The 12,356-nt window shown below is 39.5% G+C and carries 13 protein-coding genes; 1 reads left to right on the forward strand and 12 read right to left on the reverse strand.

Features of this window, described 5'->3' with window-relative positions:
* Nucleotides 1–409: 409 nt before the first annotated feature.
* The 3 genes from BLV99_RS04325 to BLV99_RS04335 are packed head-to-tail and all read right to left on the reverse strand — an operon-like array spanning nt 410 to nt 3,315.
* Nucleotides 410–1,330 carry a hypothetical protein gene (locus BLV99_RS04325; RefSeq protein WP_092688076.1) on the reverse strand — a complete coding sequence of 307 codons (921 nt, stop codon included), beginning with the start codon at nt 1,328–1,330 and terminating at the stop codon, nt 410–412.
* Between the two features lie 42 nt (nt 1,331–1,372).
* Nucleotides 1,373–2,506, reverse strand: a complete 1,134-nt coding sequence (locus BLV99_RS04330) for a toxic anion resistance protein (RefSeq protein WP_092688079.1) — start codon at nt 2,504–2,506, stop codon at nt 1,373–1,375.
* Between the two features lie 20 nt (nt 2,507–2,526).
* Complete coding sequence (locus tag BLV99_RS04335; protein ID WP_092688082.1) at nt 2,527–3,315, reverse strand: tellurium resistance protein; 789 nt, start codon at nt 3,313–3,315, stop codon at nt 2,527–2,529.
* Nucleotides 3,316–3,747: 432 nt separating this feature from the next.
* Between BLV99_RS04335 and BLV99_RS04340 the strand changes: the two genes are divergently transcribed.
* Complete coding sequence (locus BLV99_RS04340) at nt 3,748–4,659, forward strand: LysR family transcriptional regulator (RefSeq protein WP_086185658.1); 912 nt, start codon at nt 3,748–3,750, stop codon at nt 4,657–4,659.
* 73 nt (nt 4,660–4,732) lie between these two features.
* Here the strand turns inward: BLV99_RS04340 and madM are convergent, their stop codons facing one another.
* Genes madM through mdcA form a run of 9 tightly spaced genes read right to left on the reverse strand, consistent with a single transcriptional unit; the run spans nt 4,733 to nt 12,071 of the window.
* Nucleotides 4,733–5,494 carry a malonate transporter subunit MadM gene (gene madM, locus BLV99_RS04345; protein WP_086185657.1) on the reverse strand — a complete coding sequence of 254 codons (762 nt, stop codon included), beginning with the start codon at nt 5,492–5,494 and terminating at the stop codon, nt 4,733–4,735.
* A 47-nt stretch (nt 5,495–5,541) separates the two neighbouring features.
* Nucleotides 5,542–5,943, reverse strand: coding sequence for a malonate transporter subunit MadL (gene madL / locus BLV99_RS04350; RefSeq protein ID WP_086166528.1), 402 nt, complete (start codon nt 5,941–5,943; stop codon nt 5,542–5,544).
* 44 nt (nt 5,944–5,987) lie between these two features.
* Complete coding sequence (gene mdcH / locus BLV99_RS04355) at nt 5,988–6,926, reverse strand: malonate decarboxylase subunit epsilon (protein WP_092688085.1); 939 nt, start codon at nt 6,924–6,926, stop codon at nt 5,988–5,990.
* A gap of 12 nt (nt 6,927–6,938) precedes the next feature.
* Nucleotides 6,939–7,541 carry a malonate decarboxylase holo-ACP synthase gene (locus tag BLV99_RS04360; RefSeq protein WP_092688410.1) on the reverse strand — a complete coding sequence of 201 codons (603 nt, stop codon included), beginning with the start codon at nt 7,539–7,541 and terminating at the stop codon, nt 6,939–6,941.
* Nucleotides 7,541–8,365, reverse strand: coding sequence for a biotin-independent malonate decarboxylase subunit gamma (gene mdcE, locus BLV99_RS04365; RefSeq protein WP_092688087.1), 825 nt, complete (start codon nt 8,363–8,365; stop codon nt 7,541–7,543). Before mdcE ends, BLV99_RS04360 begins: the two co-directional genes overlap by 1 nt.
* Nucleotides 8,362–9,213, reverse strand: a complete 852-nt coding sequence (locus BLV99_RS04370) for a biotin-independent malonate decarboxylase subunit beta (protein ID WP_086185654.1) — start codon at nt 9,211–9,213, stop codon at nt 8,362–8,364. Before BLV99_RS04370 ends, mdcE begins: the two co-directional genes overlap by 4 nt.
* A complete protein-coding gene (locus BLV99_RS04375; RefSeq protein ID WP_086185653.1) occupies nt 9,206–9,505 on the reverse strand; it encodes a malonate decarboxylase subunit delta in 300 nt (99 codons plus the stop codon). The genes BLV99_RS04370 and BLV99_RS04375 overlap by 8 nt, the downstream gene beginning before the upstream one ends.
* 11 nt (nt 9,506–9,516) lie before the next feature.
* A complete protein-coding gene (locus BLV99_RS04380; RefSeq protein WP_092688090.1) occupies nt 9,517–10,392 on the reverse strand; it encodes a triphosphoribosyl-dephospho-CoA synthase in 876 nt (291 codons plus the stop codon).
* The gene (mdcA, locus tag BLV99_RS04385) at nt 10,392–12,071 is read right to left on the reverse strand and encodes a malonate decarboxylase subunit alpha (RefSeq protein ID WP_092688092.1); all 1,680 of its coding nucleotides are present in this window, start codon (nt 12,069–12,071) and stop codon (nt 10,392–10,394) included. Before mdcA ends, BLV99_RS04380 begins: the two co-directional genes overlap by 1 nt.
* Nucleotides 12,072–12,356: the final 285 nt, after the last annotated feature.

Genomic DNA, 12,356 nt, shown 5'->3' on the forward strand with positions numbered 1-12,356 from the left:
CATGGCAAACGTCTCCAAAGGAGTAAATGTCTATTGAATGCAGTCATCATAAAACAAACCATTAAATAGGTAAAACAGTTTGTTTTTATAATTAAGATCGAATTATCAGATAACTCGCATAAATCAAAAAATGTTTAATATTTGATTCTTTAAAATCAGCACTGCCTCATTTAATTGATTTAATTCTTTTCCCTTTGCGTAGGCACTATCTCTACTTTTGAAAGGTCAAAATGAGGATCTCAAAATATATTTTGAATCCGCAAGGAAAACCTTTTGTTTCCCATACACGACATCCCTGTCGTGATGGGAAACGTGTGGCATCCATGCCACAATCATAAATCCAATACCTACTAAAAAAATTTTAATTTTGACTTTACGAATTACGTGATCAGGCCTTTAGGGTTGATGATCAAGATATAAGCCGCTGCTCTACTCTTAAAGCTCGACCTTTTAAATGCTGCGCTAAGAGAAATAAAATCAAACTCAAAACCGCAGATACAATCAGTAGCGCAATAATCAATATTTTAACAAAGGCACTCATTTGTGCGGCCTGTTCCACTTGACGCGATACACTTTCAGCCATTGGTGTTAAAGTTTTAGCATAAAGTTGATACTGCATCGTCCATAATTGTTCAGGTTTAAAACCATATTCAATAAAATTCGGATCTGATTTTTCCGCTTTAATCAAAGCTAAAACCTGAGGAATTGCGGCATCTTTATCAGCAGGTTTATGCAATAACGCAGTTTGCGCCAGTAAATAAGACTTTACGGGTGCATCTAAATCAGCTTGCTGTAAATATTGGGCTAGCTCACTTTGCTGAATATTTTTATCGTATTGAATCGCTTTGGCATAGGCATCATTTTCATCATGCTTTAAATCATATTGTAAATAAGTCAGCCCCGACCACAACACGATAAACGCAATCAACCAACCGACAAATTTCAAAATAAAAGACTGAAAACGGATATAAAAAAAACGGATTTTTTTCAAAAAATGAATGACAAAAAATGCCCCTACAAAAGAGACAAACAACTTCAGAATAAGCCAGCCAAACCATGACAGCAAACTAGTAAAATAATCTGAATGCTGCCCCAATGCCGCCAGATGATTATCTATACTGATAGGCATATGTAATTGTTTAAGTTCAGTGGTCACACCAAAAAAACTATAGACAAAATCATGTTGTAAAAATAATGCCACAACAGAAGCAATAAAAATGGTTGTACTACTGATGCACAATAACATCACATTGCGTTGGCGCTTTTTCAACGCCACCACACCCGATTCAATCTGTTGTGGATTCACAGCATATTCATCTAAGGGAGGCAAATCCTTTCTCCTAAAAGGTAAGCAATCAACTTAGGAGCGATCCTAAGACTTATTGCTCCCACCTGTATTTGATTCTAAAACCAAATGATTCAAATTATTCTGCAAAGCACGTAACCGTGTGGTTGCTTCTGCACGTTTCTGCATGCCTTCTTTTTGCACTTGAAGCACATCATTCACTGTTTTAATGAGGGTGTTTTGCACATGTTCAAGTGTTTCAATATCAATCACCGAACGCTGATTAGCTTTGGCGGTATCTACAGAGTTTTGATGTAACAAGTCTGCGTTACGGCGCAACAGATCATTGGTCGCATCATCAATACTATTCGCCAGTTGGACACTATTTTTCTGCTCATGCAAAGAAATGGCCAAGCTAATTTGGTTTTTCCATGCAGGCAGCGTAATGTTCTTAATGGCGTAAAACTTATCCACCAACATTAAATTATTCGATTGAATAATCCGAATCATGGGTAGAGTTTGCATCGCCGATTGCTGTAAAACTTGTAAATCACTGACCCGTTTTTCTAAGTTATTGGCCAGATGGTTGAGGTCATAAATTTTTTGTACCGTTGATTGATCTTGAATATGTGTGGTTAAGAACGCTATGTCTTGTTGAATTTCCTGTTCTTTTAATTTTCCAGCAGCAATATAAATACCCAACTGTTTATATTCATCTTGTACGCCATGGAACATTTTATCCAAAGTTGTAACACGACTTTTTAATCCCGACTGAGAGGTTTCAATTTCTTTGACCAACACATCAATTTGTTCTTTGGTGCTATTAAAATGTTGATCAAAGCTTTGCTTCGCACCCCTCATTTTACCAAGCAAACTGCCAAAGAAACCTGAACTTTTTTTCTGATTTAAAATACTGTTGGTATTCAGCTGCTGCGCAACTTGAACCACCTGATTTAATTTTTGACCTGTGGCATCAAGGTCTTTATTTTGTACTAAGTTTAATAATTCATCGGTATAGGTCGAGGTTTTTGTCGCAATATTTTTACCATATTCAGCAACGGCTGTATGGCTCATTTCAGCCAATTCTTTATGTGCATTCATCACTTCATTAAAGTCTGAATCCTGCAATCCGATTTCTTGTAAATTCAGTTGCTGAAATTTTTGCTGAACGACATCTGTAGTCACGTCTGTAGGTAAATCTTTATGCTCAAAATTGGTCATGGGACACCTAATGAAAATTATTAATGTGTTGGTTTCTGGAGAGATTTTCTTAAAGTTTTAATCAGATTTTCACGGCTATTATCTAACTTTTCCAATTCACTTGTCGAACTGGTTTGATTGCTTTGTTTAACATGATATTGCCACGCAGGAATAAGCACCTGCTGTGCCTCTTTAAAACGATCGAGTAAGGTAAAAGACAGTTGCTGAGACAACTGCATTTGTGTAATTGCAATGTCATTACTTGCTTGTAAAGTTTGTAATGTATTAATTTTTTTAGATAACCGATCAGCAAAATTATCGAGTGGATGTTGATTCTGTACAAAATTCGGATATTCCTGCAAGAATTCTTGCGCAGCCCGAATGTATTTTGCCATTTGCTCACGATGTCCAATCAACTGCTGAAAACGTGCTTGTGACTTTTGAATCTCAATCTGTAATTTTTGACTTAAATGATTGGCTCGATTGAGTAACTGATCTAAATTTTTATAATATTCAACCTGACCAGAACCATATTCTAAATCTATCCCCAACCATTTTTGCAAAGCATTAAACTTCCGCGTTTTTAAATATTTTTTTGAATCTGCTAAAGATTGAATCAGTTGTTCGATGGTTAAACTTAACTGCTGCGTTAAATGTGGATCGACGCCATTTAACAACACAGATTGTGCTTGAATCAGTGGGTCTGCATAATGATTGAGACGATATTGATCATTCAGTAACGGAACCAAATCATTGCGTTGAATGGAGAGAAGTTCAGCCCGATTCACTTCAATTTCAGCCAAAGGAACGAGAACATCTATCTGAGACATAATATTAGAAACTCAATAAAATCATTTTTATAGTACGGCTTTTATACAAAATATCATGTGTTCTTTTGCAATTTCTAGTTGATATTTTTATTTATTTCATTCTATTTAAAATAATGAATTGGAAAAGTTAAGCAAATTAAAAAATTGAATCATAAATAGCTGCTTTTTTCTAAAGTTATGTTTCTAACGCTTAGCAATATCATTCACTTTGAAATTTATCTGATTAATAATGGAATGACATGTTGCCAATCGAGAGTATTTCCCCAAAATCCGTGAACCAGCACAAATTTCTAGCCTACATCACTGATTGGATAGATTAGACCGTACATCCAGTACGAACATCATTTTCAGCAGGCCATCCCATTAAACATTTTAAAAATTGGCATGCTATATTCATCCATCAAGCCCATCAGCATTTAAGGATAAAACTCGGTGGAAATAGATGAAGAGCTGACGCTTAAAAAAATTCAAATTTTTTTAGCTTTTATGCGATGTGGTAATTTGTCAAAAACAGCGGTTGAAATGCAAATCAGTAATGTCAGTGTTCATAAAGCATTACATTCTCTTGAAAATTCATTACGTTGCCCTTTGTTCAAAAATGAAGGTCGAAATTTAATTCCCTTAAAGAGTGCTTATGTCCTCGAAGAACATTCAAAGAAAATTGTTCAAGATATTGTCACTACCGTCAATAAAACACGAGAAGCTGCTGGATTTGCATCAAAAATTTTTCATTTAGGTTCTTTGTATTCTTTAACAGTGAATACTATTCCAAGTGTTATTAGTGGTTTAAAACTCAGACGAGGCGATTTAGATATACAACTTTCTTTAAGTTCAAATTTAGATTTGGTCAAAAAGTTAAAGGCCACGGAGTTAGATGCAATTATTGTTGCGCTTAATGAAACAACTCAAAATCAAGAATTTGAGTGCTTACCCATGTTTCAAGATGACATTTTTTTAGCTGTACATAAGAACTCCAAATATGCAGAACTTGATGAAGTCGATTTAAGTCAGCTCAAAGATGAAACTTTTCTGACCCTTGCAAAAGGGTTCGCTACGCGTAACGATAGTGATGTGGTCTTTGAAAAAGCTAAAATTGATCCTAAAGTTTTTTTACAGGTTTCTGATATTTTTACCTTAATTAGTATGGTCAGTTCTGGGGTTGGACTGGCTTTATTGCCTGGTCGAATTTCAACAATTTATGAAAGCTCTGTAAAGTTAATTCGACTTAAAGCGCAATATCAAATCAAGCAAGAAATTGGTTTAGTCTTCTTAAAAAGTAAAGAACGTGATCCTAATTTATTGGCATTTATTGCTGAATGTCGTATGTTTTCAAGAAATTTTTAACATAAAATTTGGGCAATTTATTTAATCCTTAGATCTTAATAAATTGCCCATACAGGATAAAACCCATTCATTCTTAACCAAAAATAGCATTTACGGTAAGAAAGAATACTGAAGGGCCTAATAAACACCCTAAACCTGTATAAAATGTTGCAACCAATGCGCCATAAGGAACTAGACGTACATCAGTACCCGCTAAACCAGCAGCCGTTCCACTTGTGGTTCCCGCCAAACCACCAAATACCATGGCAGATTTCGGGCTTTTTAAGTACATAAATTTAGCCAGTAATGGGGTTCCCACCATAAAGAATACCGACTTAATCAGACCAATTGCAATTGAGAGTGCAATGACATCTGAAGTCGCACCAATCGCTGTCCCTGTAATTGGACCAACAATATAAGTCATTGCCCCAGCACCAATAGTGGTCATTGAAACAGGGTCTTTATATCCCATTAGCCATGCCGTCATTGCACCAATCACAAAAGGAACAACACAACCCAGTGCTAATGCAATAAGCCCCACCTTTCCAGCCTTTTTTACCTCTTTAACATCGACTTCAAATGCAGTAGATGCAATGGCAAGGTCACGAATCATTGCACCACCAAGCAAAGCAAATCCAGAGAAAATAGCAATATCTGAAATTCCCTTTGTTCCTTGTGTATACACGCCTGCAAAATATGCCACCACTAAGCCTAATGTAATTGCAATTGCCGAACTTTGAAGCTTACCTCTGGTCAAATACTTTGAAAGTAAATGAGAAATAAACATCATTAACCCTGTGACTGCAAGTGCAGTAACCAGCGCATTTTTACTTAATACCGTAATTAAAGCATCCATTATTTAATTCCTTTTAATCATTGAACTCGTATTTTTTATAACGGAAATTAAGCTGTCTTTTCCTTAGCTTCAACTGGCCATTCATAGACCTCGTAATCGTTATTCATTTTATTTAAATAACGAATCACCAAAACAGTACCGATTAATGATGCAACTGAAACGATCAGCCCTAACATTCCGCCTGATAGTGCAGCCACAACATTCTGGCCAGCAGACATGGCAACAACAATTGGAATGTACATCCCTGACCAATACAACACACCAAATTGAGTTCCTTGTGGCAGATATCCTTTCTTGGCTAAAAGCTCTTTTGATAAAATAAGCAAGATCATCGAGATGGCTACACCACCTACATTTGCTTTGACACCGAGTAACATACCCAACGTATTACCAAAATAGTCTCCTAATAAATGGCAAATGGCTAAGAGTGCTGTTCCATATATAATCATTGTTAATTCCTCATATCCTTGGATGATGACTTAAATTTATCTATTTATGCATTCAGTGATCGGGCACTTTCTTTATGCATAGCACCAATAAGACTGTGTAAACGTGTTCCTTGAAAAGACAGCACAGTTCCTTCTTTAAATGTCTGACGGGCTAATCCTGTTAAGACGGTTCCCGGCAAACTCTCAATCTGCAAACGTACACCTCTTTCCCAAGCGGATTGAACCGTACTTTCCCAATCAATCATTCGGCACATATTGAAGCTGATATCTTCAATAACTTGCTCTTTCTTCACGAGTAAACGAGCAGATGTTCCACTTAAATAACGTATATTCGGCTGTTGTTGCGCAACTCCCTTTATGTGTTCAGCCAATTGTTTTGCCTGAACATCTAATAATGAACAATGTGATGGCACACTCACCTCTAAACGCTTGGCCAATACTCCATTTTCCTGTGCTTTTTCAGCAACCTGTTTCATTGCTTGATTTGATCCAGAAATCACGATTTGATTTGCTGTATTCAAATTGGCAATAAAAATATCTTGATTCTGCTGATAAACCTGATTAACCCAAATCTCTACATCAGATTGAGTTGTACCCATCAAAGCTGTCATGCCATAACCTGAAGGATAGGCCTGCTGCATTAAACGTCCACGAAGCGCAACCAGCTTGAGTCCATCTTCAAAACTCAAGACTCCTGCTACTGTTGCCGCAGCCCAAGCACCTATGGACAAGCCTGCAACATAATCGGGTTTAACTCCTTGTTCCGACATTAAAGAAGAACTAATAACGCCTGAAATAAACAAACAAAGCTGCACAGCATAAGTTGATTTCAGCGCTTCTGGCTGATCCAGCAACAACACATCTTGTTTAAGGATATTTGTTGCCTGTTCAAGATAATGTTGAACCAAAGTAGTCTGTGGTAAATCACGCAACATATTGACCTTTTGCGCACCTTGACCTGGATATACCCAAATTGAACTCATGCCTTCATCCTTTTACTGCCAAGGATTGTTTACCAAAACTGCGCCATCATTTCGTTTTAGTAATACCTTTCCCGTCGTCCTTGCCCATTCTTTAAGTGCCACACCGCCATTTGGCGTTTGAAGCTGCACATCCAGCTTTAATTCGGTTTGTTCCAGCTGATGAAGCAATTGTTTTGCTTCATCCTTCTTCAAAAATTCCTCTGTCCGAATCAAAAGATCAATGTCACTGTTTTCAGTCACTGTCTGAATACCCGTTGCCAGTTCAAATCCAACGCTTCCTGTATATCCCCAGACCCAATTTTTTTGATTCAATATCTTATGAATCATCTGCAATCGGTTCATCAAATGCGGAAAACTGTGTAAGTTCACATCACTCAATGCCTCTGGTTTTAACTGCTTGGTAATCGCAGCGATTGGCATGTGTGCAGCATAGCGTTGATGTCTTGCTGTACCTCGTATCCCCACTGCAACTAATGTAGGATCTGTCGTAGCGCGTCGTACAACAACTGGCTGATTTTGTGCAATAGCAGCCTTGACCCACGTAGGTAAATCGGCTTCTAAACAATCAAGCGTGATGCCCCATAACAGATCATGTGCTTGAAGATGCATTTGCATCACCATTGCTCACGCAAAAGTTCACGCACCTGTTTCGAAGCTTGCCTATTTTCACCATGTAAGCGATGTTCAAGTCCCGTTGAACCAGTGGCTTGAATGTCATTCAATGCATGTAAAAATGCCTCTTGAACACATGCAATATCTTCAGTTGTAGGTTGTTCAGGATTCACGACGGTTAAAAGACTGGATAACAAGCCTAATGTGGCATAGCTTTCAATGTCGTATGCCATCGGTGGAATACTTGCGGCAAGTTTTTCTAACTCATCCACGGTACGCAGTGTCACACGGGCAGCCGACTCTTTCCCCATGGCATGTACCATAACACCTGTATCTTTAAGCGCAATAATACGATTTGCTTGGTAGCCATGGGCTAAAAATGCACCAGACATCGACTTTCCAACCAATAAACTAATCACAGGATGTCCTGCCAAACGTGCTCGCGCATAACTATCTACTGCACCAGCAAGGGCCTGATGAATACCAAAAAGTTCTTCACGGCGACCATAAGCCTGACTTGGGACATCAACAATACATAAGATTGCACGTTTTTGATCGCTGTCTTGATCAGATCGAATCACATCATCTACCGCTTTGGCCAATGTCCAACCTTCTAATAACCCCACCTCACCATTTTGAGCACGCGGATAAAGATTGTGTTGATCTGGAACAACGGCAATGACACGAACTGTTTTTCCTGCCATTTGTCCATCTGCAACCCAGACTGATTCGGCACCTTGCTCGATTCGGCTAAAGTCAGCAGTGAGTGCTTGAAACCAATGCTGACCACGTATTGATGTCTTAACTGCATGTACATCCATATTCATGCTTGTTCTCCTTGATATAAAGTACGAACTTGAAGTGGTGTAGCTTGCTCTGTCGTATCAACGCCCTGTAAATGATTCAAATAAAAATCATAGTTTGAGCTGCGATGTAATGTCGGTACACCTTGGTTTAAATACTGTAAAACTTGCTGTTTAATCTGCTGACGGTCATCTTCAACATAGGCATCAACCAAGCCACTTGCAGCACGTTGTTGTCCGCCCGTAACACTCCAGATAAATGGCCGATCCTTCGAATCATATTCTTGCACGCCCGCTTCTTGCTCAATGACTTGTGGGCCATTTAGTCCTAAACGTCCTTCTTGGGTCATAATCAAATAACTGCATAATGCTGCTGCAATCGACATGCCACCAAAACAGCCAACACTCCCCGCAATGACCGCGACCACAGGTTGATATTGTCTAAGTGCCACGATTGCTGCTTGTATTTCTGCAATAGCGGCAAGTCCCAAATTCGCTTCTTGTAAACGTACACCACCCGTTTCAAGTAACAAAATTGCTGCGGTTGGAATGCCCTTACGGTTATCTTCTGCGGCCAATTCTAATGCACCTGCAATTTTTGCACCGCCCACTTCGCCTAGGCTTCCACCCTGAAAAATACCTTCAATCGAGATAATGACAACAGGTTTTTGCTGAAGTGTGCCTTTTGCAACCACAACACCATCATCTGCTTGTGGCACGATATTCTGCTTTGGCAACCAAGGTGACATCATTCGTGTAAAAGGATCTAATAATTCACGAAAACTTTGTTCATCTAATAATGCTTTGGCACGTTCTCTTGCACTTAGTTCAATAAAGCTTTGTTTTGCCAGTAAAGTTTGAAAATTAGCCACCGTTCACCTCCTCAAATGCTTGTTCTAAACGTAGGCGAACAACTCCCGGTGTTGCACCAAAGTCATGTATATCAATATGTACAGCGGGTGGTGCTTGATCACTGAACATTCGTTCAAACAAATTTTCCCAACGCTTTGAACTACCATCAACCGATGTGACAACATGGATTGACATCTTTTCTGTTTGACTCGGTTGCATTAAAATTTCTAAATCACCCGAGCCTACACAACCAACCAATGCTTTTTTAGTTGGACTACTTCCAGCTGCAAATTCAAACTTGAGTATTTCCATTACTGCATTTCCTATTTATTGTTAAAATAAAATTGCTCAACACGATCAATAAATAATGTGGCTGCAAGTAAATCTGCAACCCCACCTGGTGAGGCTCTTAAGCGCAAAAGATCCTGTTCTAAAAAATTAAATGCATGTTGTCCAGCAAAGGTTGAATAACCACCTAAATCCAGCACCTCTTGAGCACCCTGCTGCATTCGCGCTAATCCAGCTTCTCCTGCACGATATAAAACACAGGTATCATCAAGGGTGGTCATCATGGCAAGCAAAGCATCTACCCGTGCAGTTATTTCATTACCCTGTGTTTGACGGCTTTTATCCAGTTCAGGTAATCCAAACTTCACAATTGTAGGAAACCCTTGCTGCGCTTGTGCTTTCGCACCACTGATGCCCAATGCTTTTTGTACTTGTTGACCGTGACTGAGTGCCTGTCGAGGAATACAACGATCCTCAAATTGTGCAATTTTTCCTGCTAATTGACACAGTTCAACAGCTTGTACTGGTTTTGCAGTCAAACTGGCCAATGCCGCTGCTGTGACCATCAATCCTAATGCCCAAATTGCGCCACGATGGGTATTCACCCCACCCGTGGTGTGTAACATGGTGGCTTCACCGACACGACCAATTTCACCAATCGCTTCACGTAATGCTTGTGAACACGTTCTATGTTGAAAGGCAGCCTGTGCCATTGCCACAAACATCGGCTGTAAGCTGTGGGCTGAACGCTCCATCAAATCTAGTGTTAAATCATCATGGGCACCGCTTCCACGCTGATCCACCAATGCAGGTTTTGGGGTTAAATTCACTTCTGCAACTAAAGCATGGACTGCAAAATCTGCGAGTAAAATACAATGTTGGCTAATGTAAGGTTGAACACGTGCATTCATTACCAGCTCCTGAATTTTGCTGGAGGCTGATACAGCCCATCAGACCATGTCACAAGATCCGCAATATTTTTTGCAGCCAGTAATTCACGCGTGGCATCTGTACGGCGAATGCCTAAATCTTCTGGAAACACCACCAATCCTTCACGTCTTAAACGCTCTGTTGTCTTAGGATTATGGTTTAAGCCAATTTCAGTCACTCCTGCAACAGCAGCAATCATCTCCTGACGTTCTTCTAAACTTCGGGCTTTATACAAGTAAGCAATGCCTTCTTCAGTCAAAAGATGGGTTACATCGTCGCCATAAATCATGATAGGTGCTAAAGGCATATTGGCTTTTTTGGCTACATCTACTGCATCTAAGGTATGTACAAAAGTGGGTTTGCCACCTTCCTGAAAGGTTTCCACCATTTGCACAACCAGTTTTTTGCCACGTGCAAGATAGGTCTCGGTTTCTGTTGCACCTGATGGACGCATATCCAACCATGCAGGCGTAGCGTGACGACGCCCTCGTGGGTCATGCCCCATATTTGGCGCGCCACCAAAACCAGCCAAACGACCTTTGGTTACTGTTGAAGAATGCCCGCTGCCATCGACTTGCAAGGTTGCGCCAATAAATAAGTCCACCGCATACTGACCCGCAAGCTGACACATCATTCGATTAGATCGCAGTGAACCATCACGACCTGTAAAAAATACATCAGGTCGTGCCGCAACATATTTTTCCATTCCTAGCTCTGTACCAAAACAATGCACACTTTGAACCCAGCCTGTTTCAATGGCAGGAATTAAAGTCGGATGTGGATTTAGCGTCCAATTTGTACAAATTTTTCCTTTTAAACCTAAAGACTCACCATAGGTTGGTAAAATCAGTTCAATGGCAGCAGTGTTGAAACCAATGCCATGATTCAGCGACTGTACATTATGCCGTTCATAAATTCCGCGAATTGCCATCATTGCCATTAGGATATGCACAGGCTTGATATGTTTAGGATCACGGGTAAATAAAGGCTCAATATAGAAAGGTTTGTCAGCCACAACTACAAAATCGACCCAAGAAGCAGGAATATCAACCCGTGGCAAATCTTTAACGTCATCCACCAATTCATTCACTTGCACAATCACAATGCCATCGCTAAAGGCTGCGGGTTCAATCAATGCTGGCGTGTCTTCTGTACTTGCGCCAGTATAAATATTGCCTTCGCGATCCGCCATGAAACCTGCTGAAAGCACGACATTCGGAATTAAATCAACCAATAAGCGTGAATAAAGTTCGATATAAGTATGAATCGCACCAATTTCGAGTAAACCATCTTCAATCAACTGACTAATGCGTAGACTTTGTGTGCCAGCAAATGAAAAATCGAGTTTACGAGCGATGCCTTTTTCAAATAAATCGAGATGTTCAGGACGTCCGACACTCGGCATAATCATATGTAGATCATGCAAAACATCGGGATTAGTTTGTGCCAAAGAGCGAGAAAGGAAATCGGCTTGTTTCTGGTTGTTGCCTTCTAAAACAACTCGATCACCCGCAGTAATTAATGTTTCTAAAACCTTAACAATATCTTGGGTTGGAATAACCACGCCATCAGCATACTTACTGACCATTTCTATTTTGAGCTGTTTCGCCTGTCGACGTGTATTCCATTTACGTTCTTTGTTCTGAACCGAACCATCCATGTCATTTATCCTAATTCTGTATTTTGGTCTAAGCCTATAAAAGCGTTTTATTAGATTTTGATCAATCAACCTCCAATCACTTTCATTAACTTAAAGTTAATATTTAAATGAGCTAAAGGTTTTATACGCAATAAAAGCCACTTATGATGCGAGTCATGCCCGATTAAATTCAGTGGAAGGTTTAATTACTCTTGCAAAAGTTGGTGTACATTTATCCCATTCACAATTTCAGCAATCAGGTTCATCCTGAAACCAAATCTATTTTTTTTATTTCTCTGACATTTC

Origin of the sequence: Acinetobacter kyonggiensis (genome assembly GCF_900107285.1) — a bacterium.
Classification (GTDB): Bacteria; Pseudomonadota; Gammaproteobacteria; order Pseudomonadales; family Moraxellaceae; genus Acinetobacter; species Acinetobacter kyonggiensis.

Coding starts and splice junctions, on each gene's coding strand:
- mdcA (WP_092688092.1), bottom strand. CDS start 12,071: ATGGATGGTTCGGTTCAGAACAAAGAACGTAAATGGAATACACGTCGA.
- madL (WP_086166528.1), bottom strand. CDS start 5,943: ATGATTATATATGGAACAGCACTCTTAGCCATTTGCCATTTATTAGGA.
- madM (WP_086185657.1), bottom strand. CDS start 5,494: ATGGATGCTTTAATTACGGTATTAAGTAAAAATGCGCTGGTTACTGCA.
- BLV99_RS04360 (WP_092688410.1), bottom strand. CDS start 7,541: ATGCAAATGCATCTTCAAGCACATGATCTGTTATGGGGCATCACGCTT.
- BLV99_RS04330 (WP_092688079.1), bottom strand. CDS start 2,506: ATGACCAATTTTGAGCATAAAGATTTACCTACAGACGTGACTACAGAT.
- mdcE (WP_092688087.1), bottom strand. CDS start 8,365: ATGAATATGGATGTACATGCAGTTAAGACATCAATACGTGGTCAGCAT.
- BLV99_RS04380 (WP_092688090.1), bottom strand. CDS start 10,392: ATGAATGCACGTGTTCAACCTTACATTAGCCAACATTGTATTTTACTC.
- mdcH (WP_092688085.1), bottom strand. CDS start 6,926: ATGAGTTCAATTTGGGTATATCCAGGTCAAGGTGCGCAAAAGGTCAAT.
- BLV99_RS04375 (WP_086185653.1), bottom strand. CDS start 9,505: ATGGAAATACTCAAGTTTGAATTTGCAGCTGGAAGTAGTCCAACTAAA.
- BLV99_RS04335 (WP_092688082.1), bottom strand. CDS start 3,315: ATGTCTCAGATAGATGTTCTCGTTCCTTTGGCTGAAATTGAAGTGAAT.